The 21,876-nt window shown below is 71.1% G+C and carries 22 protein-coding genes; 17 read left to right on the forward strand and 5 right to left on the reverse strand.

Annotated elements, in window-relative coordinates; translation table 11 throughout:
• The first annotated feature begins 3 nt into the window (after positions 1–3).
• Positions 4–816 carry an inositol monophosphatase family protein gene (locus E4U91_RS26115; protein ID WP_137309083.1) on the forward strand — a complete coding sequence of 271 codons (813 nt, stop codon included), beginning with the start codon at positions 4–6 and terminating at the stop codon, positions 814–816.
• Positions 817–881: 65 nt separating this feature from the next.
• Here the strand turns inward: E4U91_RS26115 and E4U91_RS38165 are convergent, their stop codons facing one another.
• Positions 882–1,055 (reverse strand): hypothetical protein, encoded by a 174-nt coding sequence (locus E4U91_RS38165; protein WP_168218157.1) that lies wholly within the window; start codon positions 1,053–1,055, stop codon positions 882–884.
• A 423-nt stretch (positions 1,056–1,478) separates the two neighbouring features.
• Between E4U91_RS38165 and E4U91_RS26120 the strand changes: the two genes are divergently transcribed.
• The 4 genes from E4U91_RS26120 to E4U91_RS26135 all read left to right on the forward strand — a co-directional run bounded on the left by E4U91_RS26120 (position 1,479) and on the right by E4U91_RS26135 (position 5,040).
• The gene (locus tag E4U91_RS26120) at positions 1,479–2,132 is read left to right on the forward strand and encodes a response regulator transcription factor (RefSeq protein ID WP_003993508.1); all 654 of its coding nucleotides are present in this window, start codon (positions 1,479–1,481) and stop codon (positions 2,130–2,132) included.
• A gap of 4 nt (positions 2,133–2,136) precedes the next feature.
• The gene (locus E4U91_RS26125) at positions 2,137–3,384 is read left to right on the forward strand and encodes a sensor histidine kinase (protein WP_137309084.1); all 1,248 of its coding nucleotides are present in this window, start codon (positions 2,137–2,139) and stop codon (positions 3,382–3,384) included.
• 395 nt (positions 3,385–3,779) lie between these two features.
• Positions 3,780–4,076 (forward strand): DUF4193 domain-containing protein, encoded by a 297-nt coding sequence (locus tag E4U91_RS26130; protein WP_043504706.1) that lies wholly within the window; start codon positions 3,780–3,782, stop codon positions 4,074–4,076.
• A 13-nt stretch (positions 4,077–4,089) separates the two neighbouring features.
• Positions 4,090–5,040, forward strand: a complete 951-nt coding sequence (locus E4U91_RS26135; protein WP_137309085.1) for a hypothetical protein — start codon at positions 4,090–4,092, stop codon at positions 5,038–5,040.
• A gap of 133 nt (positions 5,041–5,173) precedes the next feature.
• Here the strand turns inward: E4U91_RS26135 and E4U91_RS26140 are convergent, their stop codons facing one another.
• On the reverse strand, positions 5,174–5,638 hold the full coding sequence (locus tag E4U91_RS26140; protein ID WP_137309086.1) for a DUF3093 domain-containing protein: 465 nt from the start codon (positions 5,636–5,638) through the stop codon (positions 5,174–5,176).
• Positions 5,639–5,696: 58 nt separating this feature from the next.
• Here E4U91_RS26140 and E4U91_RS26145 point away from each other — a divergent pair, with 58 nt between their 5' ends.
• The 3 genes from E4U91_RS26145 to E4U91_RS26155 are packed head-to-tail and all read left to right on the forward strand — an operon-like array spanning position 5,697 to position 7,595.
• Entirely contained in the window at positions 5,697–6,281 is a 585-nt protein-coding gene (locus E4U91_RS26145) for a PaaI family thioesterase (RefSeq protein WP_137309087.1), read from the forward strand.
• The gene (gene dut, locus E4U91_RS26150; protein ID WP_137309088.1) at positions 6,278–6,829 is read left to right on the forward strand and encodes a dUTP diphosphatase; all 552 of its coding nucleotides are present in this window, start codon (positions 6,278–6,280) and stop codon (positions 6,827–6,829) included. Before E4U91_RS26145 ends, dut begins: the two co-directional genes overlap by 4 nt.
• A gap of 1 nt (position 6,830) precedes the next feature.
• A complete protein-coding gene (locus tag E4U91_RS26155; protein ID WP_137309089.1) occupies positions 6,831–7,595 on the forward strand; it encodes a DUF3710 domain-containing protein in 765 nt (254 codons plus the stop codon).
• Between the two features lie 110 nt (positions 7,596–7,705).
• Here E4U91_RS26155 and E4U91_RS26160 read toward each other — a convergent pair whose 3' ends face one another.
• Positions 7,706–8,797 (reverse strand): IS630 family transposase, encoded by a 1,092-nt coding sequence (locus tag E4U91_RS26160; RefSeq protein WP_137304601.1) that lies wholly within the window; start codon positions 8,795–8,797, stop codon positions 7,706–7,708.
• Between the two features lie 110 nt (positions 8,798–8,907).
• Here E4U91_RS26160 and E4U91_RS26165 point away from each other — a divergent pair, with 110 nt between their 5' ends.
• The 6 genes from E4U91_RS26165 (at position 8,908) to E4U91_RS26195 (ending at position 15,891) form a co-directional block, all read left to right on the forward strand.
• The gene (locus tag E4U91_RS26165) at positions 8,908–10,089 is read left to right on the forward strand and encodes an alginate lyase family protein (RefSeq protein WP_137309090.1); all 1,182 of its coding nucleotides are present in this window, start codon (positions 8,908–8,910) and stop codon (positions 10,087–10,089) included.
• Positions 10,090–10,298: 209 nt separating this feature from the next.
• Positions 10,299–11,021, forward strand: a complete 723-nt coding sequence (locus E4U91_RS26170; protein WP_137309091.1) for an ABC transporter ATP-binding protein — start codon at positions 10,299–10,301, stop codon at positions 11,019–11,021.
• Positions 11,022–11,260: 239 nt separating this feature from the next.
• Positions 11,261–14,008 (forward strand): sensor histidine kinase, encoded by a 2,748-nt coding sequence (locus tag E4U91_RS26180; RefSeq protein ID WP_241678688.1) that lies wholly within the window; start codon positions 11,261–11,263, stop codon positions 14,006–14,008.
• Positions 14,005–14,688, forward strand: a complete 684-nt coding sequence (locus E4U91_RS26185) for a response regulator (RefSeq protein ID WP_137299466.1) — start codon at positions 14,005–14,007, stop codon at positions 14,686–14,688. The genes E4U91_RS26180 and E4U91_RS26185 overlap by 4 nt, the downstream gene beginning before the upstream one ends.
• 45 nt (positions 14,689–14,733) lie before the next feature.
• A complete protein-coding gene (locus E4U91_RS26190; protein WP_137309092.1) occupies positions 14,734–15,132 on the forward strand; it encodes an OB-fold nucleic acid binding domain-containing protein in 399 nt (132 codons plus the stop codon).
• 3 nt (positions 15,133–15,135) lie between these two features.
• Entirely contained in the window at positions 15,136–15,891 is a 756-nt protein-coding gene (locus E4U91_RS26195; protein WP_137309093.1) for a DUF3159 domain-containing protein, read from the forward strand.
• Positions 15,892–16,014: 123 nt separating this feature from the next.
• Here the strand turns inward: E4U91_RS26195 and E4U91_RS26200 are convergent, their stop codons facing one another.
• Both E4U91_RS26200 and E4U91_RS26205 read right to left on the reverse strand, forming a co-directional pair.
• Positions 16,015–16,695 carry a potassium channel family protein gene (locus E4U91_RS26200; RefSeq protein WP_067229119.1) on the reverse strand — a complete coding sequence of 227 codons (681 nt, stop codon included), beginning with the start codon at positions 16,693–16,695 and terminating at the stop codon, positions 16,015–16,017.
• Entirely contained in the window at positions 16,695–17,363 is a 669-nt protein-coding gene (locus E4U91_RS26205) for a potassium channel family protein (protein WP_137309094.1), read from the reverse strand. Before E4U91_RS26205 ends, E4U91_RS26200 begins: the two co-directional genes overlap by 1 nt.
• Before the next feature lie 213 nt (positions 17,364–17,576).
• Between E4U91_RS26205 and E4U91_RS26210 the strand changes: the two genes are divergently transcribed.
• The 3 genes from E4U91_RS26210 (at position 17,577) to E4U91_RS26220 (ending at position 21,647) form a co-directional block, all read left to right on the forward strand.
• Positions 17,577–19,625 carry an APC family permease gene (locus E4U91_RS26210; protein ID WP_137309095.1) on the forward strand — a complete coding sequence of 683 codons (2,049 nt, stop codon included), beginning with the start codon at positions 17,577–17,579 and terminating at the stop codon, positions 19,623–19,625.
• A gap of 184 nt (positions 19,626–19,809) precedes the next feature.
• Positions 19,810–21,138 (forward strand): class I SAM-dependent RNA methyltransferase, encoded by a 1,329-nt coding sequence (locus E4U91_RS26215; protein WP_137309096.1) that lies wholly within the window; start codon positions 19,810–19,812, stop codon positions 21,136–21,138.
• 305 nt (positions 21,139–21,443) lie between these two features.
• On the forward strand, positions 21,444–21,647 hold the full coding sequence (locus tag E4U91_RS26220; RefSeq protein WP_023586116.1) for a cold-shock protein: 204 nt from the start codon (positions 21,444–21,446) through the stop codon (positions 21,645–21,647).
• The last annotated feature ends 229 nt before the right edge of the window (positions 21,648–21,876 follow it).

Consider the following 21,876-nt stretch of genomic DNA (forward strand, 5'->3'; position numbering starts at 1 on the left):
CCCGTGACCGACCCCCTGCACACCGAACTGCTGGAGATCGCCCAGGAGGCCGCCCGCAGGGCCGGCGCCCTGCTGCGCGACGGCCGGCCCGCCGACCTCGCCGTCGCCGCGACCAAGTCCAGCCCCATCGACGTGGTCACCGAGATGGACATCGCCGCCGAGAAGCTGATCACCACGCTGATCGCCGACCGGCGCCCCGACGACGGCTTCCTCGGCGAGGAGGGCGCCTCCGGCGACGGCACCAGCGGCGTCCGCTGGGTGATCGACCCGCTCGACGGCACCGTCAACTACCTGTACGGCCTGCCCACCTGGGCCGTGTCCATCGCCGCCGAACAGGACGGCGAGACCGTCGCCGGCGTCGTGGAGATCCCGATGCGCGGCGAGTCGTACCACGCGGTGCGCGGGGGCGGGGCGTGGGCCACCGGTGCCTGGGAGGGCACCCGCGCCCTCGCCTGCCGTCCGGCCCCGCCGCTGGACCAGGCCCTGGTGTCCACCGGCTTCAACTACGTCACCGAGGTCCGCACCCGCCAGGCCGAGGTCGCCGCCCGGCTCGTCCCGCTGCTGCGGGACATCCGGCGCGGCGGCTCCGCGGCGGTCGACCTGTGCGACGTGGCCGCCGGCCGCCTGGACGGCTACTACGAGCGCGGACTGCACCCCTGGGACCTCGCGGCGGGGGACCTCATTGCCCGGGAAGCGGGCGCCCTGACCGGTGGACGCCCGGGGGAGCGCCCCTCGCACGCCCTGACGATCGCCGCCACCCCCGGCGTGTTCGAGCCCCTCCAGCGGCTCCTGGAGGACTTCGAGGCCTGGCGTTAGCCGCCCGGGACGCCGACGGGCCCCCGGTGCTGGATTCACCGGGGGCCCGTCGGTCCACGAACTGGTCAGAAGCTCGTCGCGCCGACCTCCACACCGTGCTCGGCCGCGAGGCGGCGCAGGTCGTCGAGCTCGCCCTGCTCCACCTCGACGAGGAAGTCGTCGCCTTCGTCCCTAGCCCGCGTCAGGTCGGACTCGGTCGTCTTTATGCGCTGCAGAAGTCCCGTAGTGAAAGCGTCCATGCTGCGCCCCCTCGTCCTGGGTCGTGGGTCGATGGCACGGGGGTGTGCCGTACGGAAGGGGCGATCACGTCTCCAACAGGGTGCCCAGCGCTGCCCTGCCGGGCGGCGACGGTGCCGGACACCCACGCCCACTCTGCGGAGCAGCGGAGGAGATGCACCGCATGGTGGTGCGGTACGTGCAGAGCGTGATCGCGGGGTGTAAAGCGTCCTCCCCCCGCTCCCTTCCACGGAAACCTCAACCCCCGGAGAAAATCCGGCATTCCCGGGACTCACACCCGGTGCCGGAGCGGCCCTCACCCGGCCCTCACCCGTCTTACTGCCGACTTATGGCCGAAAAGGGCAGGATGGAGGCCACACCCCCAGCAGACGCTGCCCGCACGCGCCCCACGCGCTACGCGGGTGGACACAGGAAGGACAAGCGACGTGCGCGTACTCGTCGTCGAGGACGAGCAGCTGCTCGCCGATGCGGTGGCCACCGGACTGCGCCGGGAGGCCATGGCCGTCGACGTCGTGTACGACGGTGCGGCCGCCCTGGAGCGCATCGGCGTCAACGACTACGACGTGGTCGTCCTCGACCGCGACCTCCCGCTCGTGCACGGCGACGACGTGTGCCGCAAGATCGTCGAGCTGGGCATGCCCACGCGCGTGCTGATGCTCACCGCCTCCGGCGACGTCAGCGACCGCGTGGAGGGACTGGAGATCGGCGCCGACGACTACCTCCCCAAGCCCTTCGCCTTCAGCGAGCTGATCGCACGCGTGCGTGCCCTCGGCCGGCGCACCAGCGTGCCGCTGCCGCCGGTGCTGGAGCGCGCCGGGATCAAGCTCGACCCCAACCGCCGCGAGGTCTTCCGCGACGGCAAGGAGGTCCAGCTCGCGCCGAAGGAGTTCGCCGTGCTGGAGGTCCTGATGCGCTCGGAGGGCGCCGTCGTCTCCGCGGAGCAGCTGCTGGAGAAGGCCTGGGACGAGAACACCGACCCGTTCACCAACGTCGTACGGGTCACCGTGATGACGCTGCGCCGCAAGCTCGGCGAGCCCCCCGTGATCGTCACGGTGCCCGGCTCCGGCTACCGGATCTGATCCCGTGGCCACGACACCCGCGCCCCCTCAGGCGCCACCGAAGCCCACCTGGGACCCCCGGCGAGCGGACCCCCCGTTCCCGTGGCTGCGCCCCACCATCCGCATACGGCTCACGCTGCTGTACGGCGGCATGTTCCTGATCGCCGGCATCCTGCTGCTGTCGATCATCTACCTGCTGGCCGCACAGGCGCTGAGTACGGGGAACGAACCCCTGTTCAAGATCGCGGGCGGCACGGACATCAAGGTCACCAGCGACAACTGCCCCGCCGTCACCACGGGCAACCTGACGCTGCCCGAGTTCAACGATGCGATCAGTGCCTGCGTCGACAGCCAGCGCCAGGTCGCCCTGGACCACTTGCTCAGCCGCTCCCTGCTGGCCCTGCTCGGCCTCGCCGTCATAGCGTTCGCCTTCGGCTACGCCATGGCCGGCCGGGTGCTCTCCCCGCTCGGCCGCATCACGCGCACGGCCCGCGCGGTGGCGGGCTCGGATCTGTCCCGCCGCATCGAGCTGGACGGCCCGGACGACGAGCTCAAGGAACTGGCCGACACCTTCGACGAGATGCTGGAACGCCTCCAGCGGGCCTTCACCGCCCAGCAGCGCTTCGTCGGCAACGCCTCGCACGAGCTGCGCACGCCCCTGGCGATCAACCGCACGCTGCTCGAGGTCCACCTGTCCGACCCGCACGCGCCCGTGGAGCTCCAGCAGCTCGGCAAGACCCTGCTGGCCACCAACGAGCGCAGCGAGCAGCTCGTAGAGGGGCTGCTGCTGCTCGCCCGCAGCGACAACCAGATCGTCGAGCGCAAGCCCGTCGACCTCGCCGAGGTCGCGGGCCAGGCCATCGACCAGGTGCACGGCGAGGCCGAGGCCAAGGGCGTCGACATCCGCGGCAAGCGCGAGACCGCCGTCGTCCAGGGCAACGGCGTCCTGCTCGAGCGCATCGCGCTGAACCTGGTGCAGAACGCGGTGCGCTACAACGTCCCCGAGGGCGGCTGGGTCGAGGTCACCACGGAGGTGCAGCACGGCCAGGCGGTGCTGGTCGTGTCCAACACGGGGCCGGTCGTGCCGGCGTACGAGATCGACAACCTGTTCGAGCCCTTCCGGCGTTTGCGGACGGAGCGGACGGGCAGCGACAAGGGAGTCGGACTCGGCCTGTCGATCGTCCGGTCCGTGGCACGGGCCCACGGCGGACACATCGCGGCACAGCCGAGGGAAGGGGGAGGCCTCGTGATGCGGGTCACACTGCCCCTCTGAAGTCGTCGCGCCGACACCCATGGAACTGTTCGCTTCGAGCGGAATTCTCGCGGCCTCCGCTCGAGCCGCCCGTGTGTGATCGATCACAAGCGCGAATTTCCGGCCATCTACTCTCCGTGATCATGTGGGCTGCCCGGAAGCCGGGAAAGTCCCAGTTTTCGGGGGTGCATATCACGGGAAGTACACGGTGAGACGCCTTTGAAGTGCGGCATGGGAACCGTGTACGGTCCGCTTCGCCATCCAAGCCGATCACTCTTGAGGGGTCCGGTTGGGTGTCGATTGAGTAACAGACCTTGATGTGAGGCAAAATCTCCGCCTCAGGTCGGGCACAAGTCCGGCCTCTCACGCGTTACGTGCGCTGGAGACACCGCAGACACCCAGAGGGGGAGAGCGACATGGCTACCGACTACGACACTCCACGTAAGACCGACGACGACGTCGACTCCGACAGCCTCGAAGAGCTGAAGGCCCGGCGGAACGACAAGTCGGCGTCATCCGTCGACGTCGACGAGTTCGAGGCCGCCGAAGGCCTCGAGCTGCCCGGAGCCGACCTCTCGAACGAGGAGTTGGCCGTCCGAGTGCTGCCCAAGCAGCAGGACGAGTTCACCTGCATGAGCTGCTTCCTGGTGCACCACCGCAGCCAGCTGGCCAGGGAGAAGAACGGCCAGCCGATCTGCCGCGACTGCGACTGAGGGCGGGTCGGCCGTGACTGGCTCGACCCCTCCTCGGAAGCGCCGCTTCCACCTTCGGGGAGCGGACAAGGGGGCCGTAAAAGGCCCCCACGGCGTGCGTGACGACGAGCGAGGCCCCACCGGCAAGGGAGCGGTCCCTGCGGGAGCGGCCTCGCTCGAACCGGCGGCCGACCGGGACGACGTCCCGGCGCCGACGGTGAGTCCCGCGCCCGTCGCACGGCGACGGGCCGTGGCGATCCGCGCGAAGGCCCGGGACCTGGCCCGCGAAGGCGCCCGCAAGGGCGGCAACCGCGCCAGGGCGGCCCTGGGACACCTCGCCGACCGGATCATCGACATAGCCCCCAGGATCCCCGTACGGGACCTCCAGGCGCTGCGCAGGCAGTTCCCCGGCCTCGGGCCCGAACAGCTCGCCGACAAGCTCGTGGCGGGTGCCGCGGCCGCCAGTGCCACCGTGGGAGCCGGTGTCGGCGCGGCGGCGATGCTTCCCGTGCCCCCGGCCATGCCCGCCGAGCTGGCCGCGGAGATCACCGGCGTGGCCGCGATCGAGCTCAAGCTGATCGCCGAACTCCACGAGGTCTACGGCGTGCGACCGCCGGGTGGTCTCAAGGACCGCAGCACCGCCTACCTGCGCTCCTGGTCGGGCGAGCGCGGTGTCGACGTGCTCAAGCCCGCCTCCTTCAACGCCGCGCTCGGCGGCCCCATGAAGCGCGAACTGCGCCAGCAGATCATGAAGCGCATGGTGCGCGACCTGCCCAACCTGATGCCGTTCATGGTGGGCGCCGCCGTCGGCGCCGTGATGAACCGGCGGGACACCAGGAAACTCGCCGCAAAGGTCCGCGCCGACCTGCGCCGGCTCCAGGTGCCCTGGGACGCCCTGCCCGCGCTGCCGCCGCTGGAGAAGCCGGCGGACCCCCTGACCCTGGGCGAGGTCACCAGGGAACTCGGCGGCGGAAAGTCTTCGTAAAGACGCACGCCGTCCGCACGTCCGACGAGCCACCGCGTCCGCACGGCCCACCGCGTCCGCACGCGCGACGACGCACCCTGCACGCGCGCGTGAGGGCACGCCTCGCGAGCACGCATGCTTGCGAGGGGACGGCCTAGGCGACGGCCTTGCGCGCCGCCTCCAGTGCCTGCGCCAAGCGCTCCGGGTCCCGGCTCGACAGGTAGAGGTACGGCGTCGGGTCCTCGGGGTCGATGACCTCGACCTTCAGCGCGGTGGGGATGTAGGAGCGCAGCAGCAGGAACGCGCGGGTGTCGGCCTTGTACGTGCGCCAGGCGCGGGCCTCCTCCGCGTCCAGCACCTCCGTCGCGCCCAGGGCGGTGACCGGGATCTTCGCCTCGCCCGCGATCAGCGAGTCACCCACCACGCGGATGCGCAGCGAGCCGTAGGAGCTGGCCATGACGGCCGCCACGGCAGTGCCGCCGACCAGGCCGCCCAGCAGCGGCAGGGTCCCGAACGGCAGCAGGACGAGGGCCATCGCGAGGCCCACCAGGAACGAGATCAGCCACCACGAGCGCGGTGCGGTGAGACGTTCTTCGTACGGGGTGGCGGAGAGCGGCATGAAACCAAGCTTGGCACGGTGTCCGGCGAGTGCCGACGCGCGGGTAAGGTCTGCGCCTGTGAGTGGTACTTCCCCAGCTCTTCAGCCCCCGGCCGACGCCGTAGCACCCGTACGGCACCCCGACGCCCCCGCGCCCGGGGAGCTGCTCGGTGCCCACTACGAACACTGTTTCGGGTGCGGCGGCGGTCAGCCGCACGGGCTGCACCTGGAGGCACGGGCCGGCGAGGGCGTGACCATCGCCGCCGAGTTCACCGTGCGGCCCGCCCACCAGGGGGCGCCCGGTCTCGCGCACGGCGGTGTGCTCGCCTCCGCGCTGGACGAGACCCTCGGTTCGCTGAACTGGCTGCTGCGCACCATCGCCGTGACCGGACGGCTCGAGACCGACTTCGTCCGCCCCGTGCCCGTCGGGACCACCCTCCACCTCCAGGCGGAGGTCACCGCGGTCGCCGGACGCAAGATCTTCGCCACGGCGACCGGGCGGATCGGGGCCCCCGACGGGCCCGTCGCCGTCCGTGCGGACGCCCTCTTCGTCGAGGTGAAGGTCGACCACTTCGTGCAGCACGGGCGCGACGAGGAGATCCAGGCCGCCATGAGCGACCCGGACCAGGTCAGGCGGGCCCGTGCCTTCGAGGTGAACCCGTGAGCCGCGCCCCCCTGGATGTGCTGCTCCGGCGGGTCGACCCCGACGTACCGCTTCCGGCGTACGAGCACCCCGGGGACGCGGGAGCCGATCTGCGCACCACCGAGGCCTGCGAGCTGGAGCCGGGGGAGCGGGCCGTCCTGCCCACCGGGGTGTCCATCGCCCTGCCCGAGGGGTACGCGGCCTTCGTGCACCCCCGGTCGGGGCTCGCCGCCCGGTGCGGCGTCGCCCTCGTGAATGCCCCGGGGACGGTTGATGCCGGGTACCGTGGGGAGATCAAGGTGATCGTGGTGAATCTCGACCCGCGCGAGACCGTGCGGTTCGAGCGCTTCGACCGGATCGCCCAACTGGTCGTCCAGCAGGTCGAGAGGGTCCGCTTCCGCCAGGTCGCGGAGCTTCCCGATTCGGCGCGGGCCGAGGGGGGCTTCGGGTCCACCGGTGGCCATGCCGCCGTGGCCGGCACGAACAGCACAAGCGGTGACGCCGCCGAGGGCGGCACGACGGGTGGGTATCGATACGCTTCGGTCGTATCAGACCGGGAAGGACAGTGACGTGTTCGGACGTCGCAACAAGAAGGGTGCCGCCGAGGACGCGGCCGGCGAGGCCGAGCAGGTCGTCGACAGTGTCGACGCTGAGGCGGACGACGAAGAAGCCGAGCGCGAGCGCGTGAGGCTCGAGCCCGAGCCGCGGCCGGACGGGCCCTGGGACAGCACCGAGGTGCGCGACCCCGCCGAGGGGCGCGTGGACCTGGGCGGACTGTTCGTGCCGGGTGTCGACGGCATGGAGCTGCGGGTGGAGGTCGCGGGCGACGCCATCGTCGCGGCGACCGTCGTCCTGCGCGACAGCGCCGTCCAGCTCCAGGCCTTCGCCGCTCCCAAGCGCGAGGGCATCTGGGGCGAGGTGCGCGAGGAGATCGCCGCGGGCATCACCCAGCAGGGCGGCATCGTCGACGAGGTCGAAGGACCGCTGGGCTGGGAACTGCGCGCCCAGGTGCCGGTGCAACTGCCGGACGGCACGGGCGGCTTCCAGGTCGTGCGGTTCGTCGGCGTGGACGGCCCGCGCTGGTTCCTGCGCGGGGTCATCTCCGGCCAGGGCGCGGTCCAGCCGCAGGCGGCGGGACTGCTCGAACAGATCTTCAGGGACACGGTCGTGGTCCGCGGCGAGGGCCCGATGGCGCCCCGCGACCCGATCGTGCTGAAGCTGCCCAACGACGCCCAGATGGTGCCGGAGGGTGTCCAGCAGCAGGACGAGGGCTCCCGCTTCGCCGGCGGCATGGGCCAGTTGCAGCGCGGACCGGAGATCACCGAGGTCCGCTGACCGCGAGCGACACGGAGGGCCGCACCCCGCACGGGGTGCGGCCCTCCGTCGTGTTCCGCCGGTCCCGAAACTTGTCATGCGCGCGTCCTTGACGGCGTTTTGGTCCGTACCTAGTCTTCTGAGTCAGGAATTCTGCGTAAATAACTGGCGAGGCGTTCGAGGATCTCGTCTGCGGTCCTGGTCCAGACGTAGGGTTTGGGGTCGGTGTTCCATGCGGCGATCCAGGTGCGGATGTCCTTCTCAAGGGCCTGGACGCTCTTGTGGGTCCCTCGGCGTATCTGCTTGTTCGTCAGTTCTGCGAACCACCGCTCCACGAGGTTGAGCCAGGACGAGCCGGTGGGCGTGAAGTGCAGATGGAATCGAGGGTGGGCGATCAGCCAGGTCTTGACGGCCGGCGTCTTGTGGGTGGCGTAGTTGTCGAGGATCAGGTGCACCTGAAGATCTGCCGGGATCTCCTGGTCAAGCTTGAGCAGGAACTTCTTGAACTCCTCGGCCCGGTGCCGGCGGTGCAGGGATCCGATCACTTTCCCAGTGGCGACCTCGAGTGCCGCGAACAAGGTGGTGGTGCCGGCCCGGACGTAGTCGTGGGTGACCCGCTGAGGAACCCCGGGCATCATCGGCAGTACCGGCTGGGAGCGGTCCAGGGCCTGGATCTGCGTCTTCTCGTCCACGCAGAACACCAGCGCCCGCTCGGGCGGGTCCAGATACAGGCCCACGACATCGTGCACCTTGTCGACGAAGTACGGGTCCGTCGACAACTTGAAGGTCTCCGAGCGGTGGGGCTGCAGCCCGAAGGCACGCCAGATCCGCGACACGGTCGACTGGGACAGGCCCACTTCCTTGGCCATCGCCCGCGTCGACCAGTGCGTAGCGTTCCTCGGTGTCGACTCCAGCGTCCGCTTCACTACTGCGGCGACCTGCTCGTCGCTCACCGAGCGGGGACCGCCGGATCTTGGCAGGTCACCCAGGCCGGCGATCCGATGCTCGTTGAAACGCGCCCGCCAGCGGCCCACCGACTGCCCCGTCATGCCCACCAAGGCACCGACATCCTTGTTCGACATGCCGTCTGCGCAGGCCAGGATGATCCGGCACCGCACCGCCCAGGACTGAGGAGTTGAGCGACGCCGCACCCACCCCTCCAGCGCCGCCCGCTCCTCTACCGACAGCACCAACTCGGCCTTCGGCCGCCCCGTACGAGCCATACCGCAAGCCTACAGTTATATAAGGAACTTCTGACTCAGAAGACTAGGGTCTCCGCTCAACGCAGCGTTCAGAAGACCGCTTTGCGTTCACATATGAGAACGGAGTCGCCATGCGTCGGACCGCTCTGCTCGGCGCCGTCAGCGCCCTGGCCCTCGGCCTCCTCGCCCAGCCCGTCACCGCACCGCGCGCCGAGGCCGCCCCCACCACGTTCGCCCACCCCGGAGTCACCGTCTCCCGAGCCCAACTCGACTTCGCCCGCAGCAAGGTCGACGCCGGCGCCCAGCCCTGGAAGGGCGCCTTCGACCAGCTGCTGGCGAGCAAGTACGCGAGCCTCGACCGCACACCCAAACCCCGCGCCGTCGTGGAGTGCGGCTCCTACTCCAACCCCAACTACGGCTGCACCGACGAGCGCGAGGACGCGATCGCCGCGTACACCGACGCCCTCGCCTGGTACGTCACGCGCGACGACCGGTACGCCAAGAAGGCCATCCAGCTGATGGACGCCTGGTCCGCCGTGATCCAGGACCACACCAACAGCAACGCGCCCCTGCAGACCGGCTGGGCCGGCTCCTCCTGGCCCCGGGCCGCCGAGATCATCAAGTACGCGTACACCGGCGGCTGGCCCAACTCCGGCCGCTTCGCGACCATGCTGCGCACCGTCTACCTGCCCGAGGTGATCAACGGCTCGAACTCCAACGGCAACTGGGAGCTGTCCATGATGGAGGCCGCCGTCGGCATCTCCGTCTTCCTGGAGGACCGGGCGTCGTACGACAAGGCCATGGCGACGTTCCGCACGCGCACCGCCGCCTACGTCTACCTCGCCTCGGACGGCGACCTGCCGAAGACCGTGCCGAGCCAGAACCTCACCACCCGGGACAAGATCGTCGCTTACTGGCAGGGGCAGTCGACCTTCGTCACCGGCCTCACCCAGGAGACCTGCCGCGACTTCACCCACACCGGGTACGGCATCTCCGCGATCTCGCACATCGCCGAGACCAGCCGCATCCAGGGGCAGGACCTGTACGGCACGGACGTCGGCGAACGGCTCCGGCAGGCCCTCGGCTTCCAGTCCAAGTACGAACTCGGCACGGCCGTCCCCAGCTGGCTGTGCGGCGGCTCCTTGAACCTCGGGCTCGGGCCGGTCACCGAGGTCGGCTACAACGCGCTGCACAACCGGCTGGGCATCGCCATGACGAACACCCAGACCCTGACCGAGCGCAACCGGCCCGCGGGCAGCAACAACCTGTTCGTGGCCTGGGAGACGCTGACGCACGGCGACGATCCGGCCTGAGGAGCGGTGGACCGATGCCGTGACCTGGCGCGACCGGCCGCGGGACCGCTGGACCGATCCTCTGAGAAACGAGGGCCCGATCCGTGAACCGATCCGGTGGGCTCGTCCGATGAAGAGGTGGAGGCGGGCACGGCCATTGAGGGGCCGGGCGGACGTCGCGATACTGACGCCCGGCCCACGGGGCCACGGGGGACCTACGGGGAGGACACATGAGCGGGATCGCCATCGACACCATGGTGCGCATCGAGGACGTCCACAAGTCGTACGGCGCCGGAGCGGCCGCCGTGCACGCGCTGCGCGGGGTCTCGCTGGAGATCCCGCGCGGTGAGCTGGTCGCCCTGAAGGGGCGCTCGGGGTCGGGCAAGACCACGCTGCTCAACATCGTCGGTGGACTCGACGCGCCCGACCGCGGGCGGGTTCTGGTCGACGGGCTCGACCTGGCGGAGCTGGGTGAGGACGGCCTGCTGGCGCTGCGCCGCGACCGCGTCGGCTTCGTCTTCCAGTCCTTCGGACTGATCCCGATCCTCTCGGCCGCGGAGAACGTGGGGGTGCCGCTGCGGATGCGCCGGGCCGACCCGCGCGAGCGCGAGGAGCGCGTGGAGCTGCTGCTGTCCCTGGTCGGCCTCGCCGACCACGCCGGCCAGCGGCCCGGGGAGCTGTCCGGCGGCCAGCAGCAGCGCGTGGCCATCGCGCGCGCCCTGGCCAACAACCCCTCCCTCCTCATCGCCGACGAGCCCACCGGCCAGCTCGACGCGGACACCGGGCACGCCGTCATGGAGCTGCTGCGGGCGGTCGTGCGCAGCGAGGGCGTCACGGCGCTGGTCGCCACGCACGACGCGACCCTGCTGGACCTGGCCGACCGGGTGCTGGAACTGAGCGACGGGGAGATAGCCGAGCAGGGGGAGCGGGCGGAGGCGGTCGCAGAGGGGTGACGGCTCGGGCGCCACCGCGGGGAGCGCGGGCGGGCACCGGGGAGCGGGGCGGAGGGGTCGGTGTGGGGCGAGTGGTGGGGGCGGGGTGCCGGGGGCGGGCCGGGTGGCCGTGGGGGCGGGGCGGCGCGTCAGGGTTGCGTCAAGGACGTCCCGCGGGGCGGTCCGCGTCCCGTTCGCCGGGGTCCGTGGCCGTAAGGTCGACGCTGCGTGGGCGGGAAGCACGGGAAGACAATGGGGCCATGGCACGCGGCAAGCTTCGGATCTACCTCGGTGCGGCACCGGGCGTCGGCAAGACCTACGCCATGCTGTCGGAGGCGCACCGCCGGGTGGAGCGGGGCAAGGACTGCGTGGTGGCGTTCGTCGAGCACCACGGCCGGCCGCGCACCGAGGTGATGCTGAGCGGCCTGGAGCAGGTGCCCCGCAAGGAGCTGGCGTACCGGGGCACGGCCTTCACCGAGATGGACGTGGACGCGGTGCTGGCGCGCCGCCCCCGGGTGGCCCTGGTGGACGAACTGGCCCACACGAACGTTCCCGGCTCCCGCAACGCCAAGCGGTGGCAGGACGTCGAGGAGCTGCTCGCGGCGGGGATCGACGTGGTCTCCACCGTGAACATCCAGCACCTGGAGTCCCTGGGCGACGTCGTGGAGTCGATCACCGGCGTACGGCAGCAGGAGACCGTGCCCGACGAGGTGGTGCGCCGCGCCGACCAGATCGAACTGGTCGACATGTCGCCCGAAGCCCTGCGACGCCGCATGGCCCACGGGAACGTCTACCAGCCGGACAAGGTCGACGCGGCCCTGTCGAACTACTTCCGGCCGGGCAACCTCACCGCGCTGCGGGAGCTCGCGCTGCTGTGGGTGGCCGACCGGGTCGACGAGTACCTCCAGCGCTACCGCAGCGAGCACCGGGTCTCGAAGATCTGGGGGTCACGCGAGCGGATCGTCGTCGGGCTCACCGGGGGACCGGAGGGACGGACGCTGATCCGGCGGGCGGTGCGGCTGGCGGAGAAGGGCGCCGGCGGCGAGGTCCTGGCCGTGTACATCTCCAGCAGCGACGGCCTGACGTCCGCCTCGCCGAAGGAACTCGCCGTGCAGCGCACCCTGGTCGAGGACCTGGGCGGCAGCTTCCACCACGTGGTGGGCGACGACGTCCCGGCGGCACTGCTGGACTTCGCCCGCGGGGTGAACGCCACGCAGATCGTGCTCGGCTCCTCGCGCCGCAAGGCCTGGCAGTACGTCTTCGGGCCCGGCGTCGGCACCACGGTGGCGCGGGACTCGGGGCCCGACCTGGACGTGCACATCGTCACCCACGACGAGGTGGCCAAGGGGCGCGGGCTGCCGGTGGCGCGCGGGGCGCGGCTCGGGCGGGCGCGCGTGGTGTGGGGCTGGCTGGTCGGTCTGGGCGGGCCGGTGGCCCTGGCGCTCGGGCTGAACGCCGTGGACCTCGGGCTCGCCAACGACATGCTGCTGTTCCTGACGGTGACCGTGGCGGCGGCGCTGCTCGGCGGGCTGCTGCCCGCGCTGGGCTCGGCGGCGCTCGGCTGCCTGTTGCTGAACTACTTCTACACACCCCCGCTGCACCGCTGGACGGTCGCCGACCCCAAGAACATCGTCGCCATAGTGATCTTCGTCGGGGTCGGGGTGTCCGTGGCGTCTGTGGTGGACCTCGCGGCCCGGCGCACGCACCAGGCGGCGCGGTTGCGGGCCGAGTCGGAGATCCTGTCCTACCTCGCGGGCAACGTGCTGCGCGGTGAGACCAGCCTGGAGGCGTTGCTGGAGCGGGTGCGGGAGACGTTCGGGATGGAGTCGTCGGCGCTGCTGGAGCGGGCCGACGACCTGGCGCCGTGGACCTGCGCGGGTCGGACCGGCGTCGGCGGGCCGGTCGAGCGGCCCGAGGACGCGGACGTCGACGTGCCGGTCGGGGAGCACATGGCGCTGGCGCTGACCGGGCGGGTGCTGCCCGCGGAGGACCGCCGGGTGCTGGCCGCGTTCGCCGCGCAGGCCGCGGTCGTGCTGGACCGGCGGCGGCTGCGGGAGGAGGCCGACCGGGCCCGGGCGCTGGCCGAGGGCAACCGGATCCGCACCGCGTTGCTGGCGGCCGTCAGCCACGACCTGCGCACCCCGCTGGCGGGCATCAAGGCGGCCGTGTCGAGCCTGCGCTCGGACGACGTGGCGTGGTCCGAGGAGGACCAGGCGGAGCTACTGGAGGGCATCGAGGCGGGCGCGGACCGGCTGGACCACCTCGTGGGCAACCTGCTGGACATGTCCCGGCTCCAGACGGGCACGGTCACCGCGCTGGTGCGGGAGATCGACCTGGACGAGGTGGTGCCGATGGCGCTCGGCGGGGTGGCCGAGGACAGCGTGGAGCTGGACGTCCCGGAGACGCTGCCCATGGTCGCGGTGGACGCCGGGCTGCTGGAGCGGTCGGTGGCCAACCTGGTGGAGAACGCCGTGAAGTACAGCCCGCCCGGCCGGCCCGTCCTGGTCGCCGCCAGTACCCTCGCCGACCGGGTGGAGGTGCGGATCGTCGACCGGGGGCCCGGGGTGCCGGACGACGCCAAGGAGCGGATATTCGAGCCGTTCCAGCGCCACGGCGACGCCCCGCGCGGGGCCGGGGTCGGCCTCGGCCTCGCGGTGGCCCGCGGCTTCGCCGAGGCGATGGGTGGCACGCTCACGGCGGAGGACACGCCGGGCGGGGGACTCACCATGGTGCTGACCCTGCGGGCGGCGGGCGTGGGGGAGGGCGCTGTGGGGTCGGGGGAGCTCCCCGACCGCACGGACGACCCGACCGGCTCCCTCGCCTCCGGCGGTCTCCAGGCCCCCGGCGGCCCACAGGCCTTCGGCGGTCCGCAGGCCTCCGGCGGGTCCCAGGCCCCCGACGACCCGCAGACCCCCGACCGCGCCGGTCGCGTCGACCCCCCTGACCGCCCGGGCCGGCGTGGTCCGGTCGGGAAGACCCCGGCTCCTTCGGAAAGGCAGGCTTCATGACCCGGGTGCTCGTGATCGACGACGAGCCGCAGATCGTGCGCGCCCTCGTGATCAACCTCAAGGCCCGCAAGTACGAGGTCGACGCCGCCCACGACGGCGCCACCGCGCTGAGGCTCGCGGCCGCCCGCCACCCGGACGTGGTGGTCCTGGACCTGGGACTGCCCGACATGGACGGTGTCGAGGTGATCAAAGGGCTGCGCGGCTGGACCCGGGTGCCGATCCTGGTGCTGTCCGCGCGGCACTCCTCGGACGAGAAGGTCGAGGCGCTGGACGCGGGCGCCGACGACTACGTCACCAAGCCCTTCGGGATGGACGAGCTGCTGGCCCGGCTGCGCGCCGCCGTCCGGCGTGCCGAGCCGGCCGGGGGCGAGGAGGAGGACGTGCTGGTGGAGACGGCCGAGTTCACCGTCGACCTGGCCGCCAAGAAGGTCAACCGGGGCGGGCGGGACGTCCGGCTCACGCCGACCGAGTGGCACCTGCTGGAGGTGCTGGTGCGCAACACCGGCCGGCTGGTCGGCCAGCGGCAGCTCCTCCAGGAGGTGTGGGGGCCGTCGTACGGGACGGAGACCAACTACCTGCGGGTCTACATGGCCCAGCTGCGCAGGAAGCTGGAGGCGGACCCGTCGCACCCGAAGCACTTCATCACGGAGCCGGGGATGGGGTACCGGTTCGAGCGGTAGCACCGGGGCTACGGCCGGGTGGACGGCCACCGGTACGCTTCAGACATGAGTGCTGTTCCTCGTTCCGAAAAGCCGGTGGGCCGGTTCCGGCGCATGCTAGACCGGCTCTCCTCGTCGCAGGAGGACCTGGAGTCCGAGGAGCTGCGGGAGGACGCCGAGACGGCCGGCTGCACCCGTATCGGAGACTGTCAGGACCGCCAGATAGTGACGGTTACTGGTACCTTGCGCACGGTCACCCTGCGGCCGCGTGCCGGAGTCCCGGCCCTGGAGGCCGAGCTGTTCGACGGCTCCGCCGCGTTGGACGTGGTGTGGCTGGGCAGGCGTTCGATAGTCGGCATAGAGCCGGGGCGCAAGCTGCTCGCATCGGGCCGGATCTCGATGAGCCGGGGCCGCCGGGTGCTGTTCAACCCGAAGTACGAACTGAGACCCCTCGGTAGGGAGTAGCCGGTGACGTCGCTCGACAAGCCGACCGACAACACATCCGCGGACGACGCCCGGGCGGTGACGGAGGCCGCGCTGTTCGAGGCGTTCGGCGGCGTGCGGGGCATGGTCGAGACGGTGCTGCCCGGCCTCCTCTTCGTCACCATCTTCACGATCAACAAGGACCTGCACTGGTCGGCGATCGCCGCACTGGCCGTGTCGCTGGTGCTGGTGGTCGTGCGGCTCGCGATGAAGGACACCGTCAAGCACGCGTTCAGCGGGGTCTTCGGGGTCGTCTTCGGTGTGGTGTTCGCCATGTTCACCGGCAACGCCAAGGACTTCTACCTGCCGGGCATGCTCTACACGCTGGGGCTGGCGCTCGCGTACATCGTCACCACGCTGGCCGGGGTGCCGTTGATCGGGCTGATCCTCGGGCCGGTGTTCAAGGAGAACCTGTCCTGGCGCAAGCGCAACCCCGGACGGAAGAAGGCGTACGCCAAGGCCAGTTGGGCCTGGGGCCTGATCCTGCTGGCCAAGTGCGCGGTCCTCTTCCCGCTGTACTGGTGGGCGGACACGACGCAGCTGGGCTGGGTGCTGGTGGCGCTGAAGATCCCGCCGTTCCTGCTGGCGGTGTGGCTGACGTGGGTCTTCCTGGCGAAGGCGCCCGCGCCGATCGACGTGTTCGCGGAGATGGAAGCGGCCGAGGCTGCGGAGGCTGCCGCGCGGGCCGAGGAGGACGAGCAGGCGTCCCCCGCCGGTGGTCGGCACCGTCGGGACGGCTGAGCCTTGCTGGGGGCTCCGCCCCCAGACCCCCGGCCTTTGCCCACCCACCACCCGACTCGGTGGGTGAGAAGTGCAAGCACGAGAGGGGCGCCCCGCGAGTCGCGGGGCGCCCCTCTCGTCGGGTCATGCCTCCGGGGCGTCCTCCCGGCGTACCGACAGGAGGTCCTCCAGTTGTTCCTCGCGGGCCTGGGCCGCGACGAAGAGGAGTTCGTCGCCCGGCTCCAGGGAGTCCTCGCGGGACGGGGTGAGGACGCGGGTGCCGCGGATGATGGTGACCAGGGACGTGTCCTCGGGCCACTCCACGTCGCCGACCTGGGTGCCGGCCAGGGCCGACTCCTCGGGCAGGGTCAGCTCGACCAGGTTGGCGTCGCCGTGGCTGAAGCGGAGCAGCCGGACCAGGTCGCCGACGCTCACCGCCTCCTCGACCAGGGCGGACATCAGGCGGGGGGTCGACACGGCGACGTCCACGCCCCAGGACTCGTTGAAGAGCCACTCGTTCTTGGGGTTGTTCACCCGGGCGACGACGCGCGGGACGCCGTACTCCGTCTTGGCGAGGAGCGAGACGACGAGGTTGACCTTGTCGTCGCCCGTCGCGGCGATCACGACGTTGCAGCGCTGGAGCGCGGCCTCGTCGAGGGAGGTGATCTCGCAGGCGTCGGCGAGCAGCCATTCCGCCTGCGGGACGCGCTCGACCGAGATGGCGGTCGGCGCCTTGTCGATCAGCAGGACCTCGTGGCCGTTCTCGAGCAGCTCGCCCGCGATCGAACGGCCCACGGCGCCGGCTCCGGCGATGGCGACCCTCATCAGTGACCGCCTTCCTCGGGGCCCTTGGCGAACGCCGCCTCGACCTTCTCGACCTCGTCGGTGCGCATCATCACGTGCACCAGGTCCCCCTCCTGCAACACCGTCTGCGAGGTGGGCAGGATGGCCTCGCCGAGGCGGGTGAGGAACGCCACGCGGACGCCCGTCTCCTCCTGGAGCCTGCTGATCTTGTGACCGACCCAGGCCGGCGAGGTGTGCACCTCGGCGAGCTGGACACCGCCCGTCGGGTCCGTCCACAGCGGCTCGGCCCCGGACGGCAGCAGCCGGCGCAGCATCTGGTCGGCGGTCCAGCGGACCGTGGCCACCGTCGGGATGCCCAGGCGCTGGTAGACCTCGGCGCGCCGGGGGTCGTAGATGCGGGCGGCGACGTTCTCGATGCCGAACATCTCGCGGGCCACGCGGGCGGCGATGATGTTGGAGTTGTCGCCGCTGGACACGGCCGCGAAGGCACCGGCCTCCTCGATGCCGGCCTCGCGCAGGGTGTCCTGGTCGAAGCCGACGCCGGTGACCCGTCGGCCGCCGAACGAGGAGCCGAGGCGCCGGAAGGCAGTGGGGTCCAGGTCGATCACGGCGACCGTGTGCCCCTGTTGCTCCAGGGTCTGGGCGAGAGCGGAACCCACTCTGCCGCAGCCCATGATGACGATGTGCACGACCGTCCTTCCGGTGTCAAGAATTGTCGACGTGGCCTTGACCAGGGTCTCAGACCGGCGACCAAGCTACACAGGTGCGGTGACGCGTGGGCACCCCTATGACGGGTTACCCGGGGTCCGGGACCGTGCGGTCGGTCCCCGTCCGCACGCGGACGCCGGTTACGGGGGTGGCCGGTGGGCGACCTCCAGTTCGAAGGCCTACGATCCTCTGTTGTGTCCAAACTGACCGACGTGCCCAAACGGATCCTGATCGGGCGCGCACTGCGCAGTGACCGGCTGGGCGAGACCCTGCTGCCGAAGCGCATCGCCCTCCCCGTCTTCGCTTCCGACCCGCTGTCCTCCGTGGCGTACGCGCCCGGGGAGGTGCTGCTGGTCCTGTCCATCGCGGGCGTGTCGGCGTACCACTTCAGCCCGTGGATCGCCGTCGCGGTGGTCGTGCTGATGTTCACCGTGGTCGCCTCCTACCGGCAGAACGTGCACGCCTACCCCAGCGGCGGCGGCGACTACGAGGTGGCGACGACCAACCTCGGTCCCCGGGCCGGCCTGACGGTGGCGAGCGCGCTGCTCGTCGACTACGTCCTCACGGTCGCGGTGTCGATCGCCTCGGGCATCGAGAACCTGGGCTCGGCGGTCCCCTTCGTCGTCGAGCACAAGACGGTGTGCGCCGTCGCCGTGATCGTGCTGCTGACGCTGATGAACCTGCGCGGGGTGAAGGAGTCCGGCAAGCTCTTCGCGATCCCGACGTACGTCTTCGTCTCGGGCGTCTTCATCATGATCGTGTGGGGCGCGTTCCGGGGGCTGGTGCTCGGGGACACCATGCGGGCGCCGACGGCGCAGTTCCACATCGAGGCCGAGCACCAGGGGCTGGCCGGGTTCGCGCTGGTGTTCCTGCTGCTGCGGGCCTTCTCCTCCGGCTGTGCGGCGCTCACCGGTGTAGAAGCGATCTCCAACGGTGTCCCGGCGTTCCGCAAGCCCAAGTCCAAGAACGCGGCGACCACGCTGGCGATGATGGGCCTGCTGGCCGTCACCATGTTCTGCGGGATCATCGTGCTCGCCCTGGTCACGGACGTCCGGATGGCGGAGAACCCGGCGACGGACCTGTTGAGGAACGGGTCGCCGGTCGGTTCCGGCTACGTCCAGAACCCGGTGATCACCCAGGTCGCCGAGGCCGTCTTCGGCAAGGGAAGCTTCCTGTTCATCGTGCTCGCGGCGGCCACCGCGCTGGTGCTGTTCCTCGCGGCGAACACCGCGTACAACGGCTTCCCGGTGCTCGGCTCGATCCTCGCCCAGGACCGCTACCTGCCCCGCCAGCTGCACACCCGGGGCGACCGCCTCGCCTTCTCCAACGGCATCGTGCTGCTGGCCGGCGCCGCCACCTTCCTGGTGTGGATCTACGGCGCCGACTCCACGCGGCTGATCCAGCTCTACATCGTCGGCGTGTTCGTGTCCTTCACGCTCAGCCAGACCGGCATGGTCCGCCACTGGAACCGCCACCTGGCCACCGAGACCGACCCGGCCAAGCGCCGCCACATGATCCGCTCCCGCGCGATCAACACCTTCGGTGCCTTCTTCACCGGCCTGGTCCTGGTCGTGGTCCTCGCGACCAAGTTCACGCACGGCGCCTGGGTCGCCCTGCTCGGCATGATGATCTTCTACGCCACGATGACGGCGATCCGGCGCCACTACGACCGGGTCGCGGCCGAGATCGCCGCGCCCGAGGGCCCCAGCGACGACAGCGTGCGCCCCTCCCGCGTCCACTCCGTGCTGCTGATCTCCAAGATCCACCGGCCGACGCTGCGCGCGCTCGCCTACGCCAAGCTGATGCGCTCGGACACGCTGGAGGCGCTCACCGTCAACGTGGACCCGGCCGAGACCAAGGCCCTGCGCGAGGAGTGGGAGCGGCGCGGCATCGACGTACCGCTGAAGGTGCTGGACTCCCCGTACCGGGAGGTCACCCGGCCGGTGATCGAGTACGTCAAGAGCCTGCGCCGGGAGTCGCCGCGCGACGCGGTGTCGGTGATCATCCCCGAGTACGTGGTCGGCCACTGGTACGAGCACCTGCTGCACAACCAGAGCGCGCTGCGCCTGAAGGGCCGGCTGCTGTTCACGCCCGGCGTGATGGTGACGTCGGTGCCGTACCAGCTCCAGTCGTCGGAGGCCGCCAAGCAGCGCGCCCGCAAGCGGCAGGAGTGGAGCGCCCCGGGTTCGGTGCGACGCGGCCCGGCGACGGAGCGGGCCAAGGAGCACAGCGGGCGGGAGTGAGGCGGCACGGGCGGGCGGCGCGGGGCAGGGGGCGCGGCCACGTAGACTGGTGGGCTGTTGTCGGCGGTCGTGGTCGGCTGTCGGCGGCCCCGCACGGGCCGCGCGGCCTTCCTCGCTCCCTCCCGACCTCAGCCCTCCTCATCCGGCCCATCCGCCCCCTTTCGTCATCTGGAGTCACCCCACCATGCAGGCAGAACCGAAGACGTCGCTGGTGGGGGAGGAGTACGAGGTCGAGATCGGCCCCGTCGCCCACGGCGGCCACTGCATCGCCCGTACGTCCGAGGGGCAGGTGCTGTTCGTCCGGCACGCGCTGCCCGGTGAGCGGGTGGTGGCCCGGGTGACCGAGGGCGAGGAGGGCGCCCGGTTCCTGCGCGCGGACGCGGTACGGGTGCTGGAGGCGTCCAAGGACCGGGTCGAGCCGCCCTGTCCGTTCGCCGGGCCCGGCCGCTGCGGCGGCTGCGACTGGCAGCACGCCAAGCCGGGCGCCCAGCGGCGGCTCAAGGGCGAGGTGATCGCCGAGCAGTTGCAGCGGCTCGCGGGGCTGACCCCCGAGGAGGCCGGCTGGGACGGCACGGTGATGCCGGCCGAGGGCGACAAGGTGCCCGCGGGGCAGGTCCCGCAGTGGCGCACGCGCGTGCAGTACGCCGTCGACGCCTCCGGTCACGCCGGGCTGCGCAGGCACCGCTCGCACGAGGTCGAGCCGATCGACCGCTGCCTGATCGCGGCCGAGGGCGTCAGTGAACTCGGTGTCGAGCAGCGCGACTGGTCCGGGATGGAGTCGGTCGAGGCGATCGCGGCGACCGGTTCGCAGGACCGCCAGGTGATCCTCACGCCGAAGCCGGGTGCCCGGCTGCCGATCGTCGAGTTGGACCGGCCGGTGTCGGTCATGCGGGTCGGCGAGAAGGACGGCGGCGTGCACCGCGTCCACGGGCGGCCCTTCGTCCGCGAGCGGGCGGACGGCCGGACCTACCGGGTCGGCAGCGGCGGTTTCTGGCAGGTGCACACGAAGGCCGCGGACACCCTGGTGACCGCCGTGATGCAGGGCCTGCTGCCCCGCAAGGGCGAGATGGCCCTCGACCTGTACTGCGGCGCGGGCCTCTTCGCGGGCGCGCTCGCCGACCGGCTGGGCGAGCAGGGCGCGGTCCTCGGCATCGAGTCCGGCAAGCGGGCCGTCGAGGACGCCCGGCACAACCTCGCGGACTTCCCCCGGGTGCGCATCGAGCAGGGCAAGGTCGAGTCGGTCCTGCCGCGCACCGGCATCACCGAGGTCGACCTCGTCGTCCTGGACCCGCCCCGCGCGGGAGCGGGCCGCAAGACCGTGGAGCACCTGTCGTCCCTCGGCGCCCGCCGCATCGCGTACGTCGCCTGCGACCCGGCCGCGCTGGCCCGGGACCTGGCGTACTTCCGCGAGGGCGGGTACCGGGTGCGGACGCTGCGGGCGTTCGACCTGTTCCCGATGACGCACCACGTGGAGTGCGTGGCGATTCTGGAGCCGGTCTCAAAGGGGCTCTGACCTGCTGCGGCCGGCCCAGCCGCGACAATATCTGTACCCGCGAGCTGAGGTTTGAACGAAAATGGCAGACAGATTCCCTGCCACCATAAACAGAGCGGAATGCGTCAGCGCACATCGGCCGCTGAAGCGTGCTACTGTCGATCTCAGTTGCAGTTGTGGTTCCCAAAACTTCAGCGCCTCCGCCCGGCCTCTGGGCAGGCGGAAGCGCTTTTGTATGTCCGGTCTTTTTCCGGTGGGGTGATCATCGCGGCGACATGGCGTCCGTACAGTGCGGGCGCCGATGCACTGCCCCTGAGGAGAATGACATGGCTGCTGGTACCGTGAAGTGGTTCAACGCAGAAAAGGGCTTCGGCTTCATCGAGCAGGACGGCGGCGGCGCCGACGTGTTCGCGCACTACTCGAACATCGCCGCCCAGGGCTTCCGTGAGCTGCTCGAGGGCCAGAAGGTGACCTTCGACATCGCGCAGGGCCAGAAGGGCCCGACGGCCGAGAACATCGTTCCCGCCTGACGCTCACGCGTTTTTGGTAGCTGGGGCCCGCATCCCTCGGGGTGCGGGCCCCAGCTGCTTTCGTTTTCGTCCTGAAATCGCGTCCTCCTGACGCCGCTCATTCCAGAGCGTCCGCGCCTGCACACATTTCACCGTGGGCCCGATTCGCTTTCGCATTCCACCGGCCTTTTCTTGCAATTCTCCGCGCTGCTCGATCCTGCGGGAATTCCTTGACATGCGCCGTCTCAAG

The organism is Streptomyces lasalocidi (assembly GCF_005280215.1).
GTDB classification, from domain to species: domain Bacteria; phylum Actinomycetota; class Actinomycetes; order Streptomycetales; family Streptomycetaceae; genus Streptomyces; species Streptomyces longwoodensis.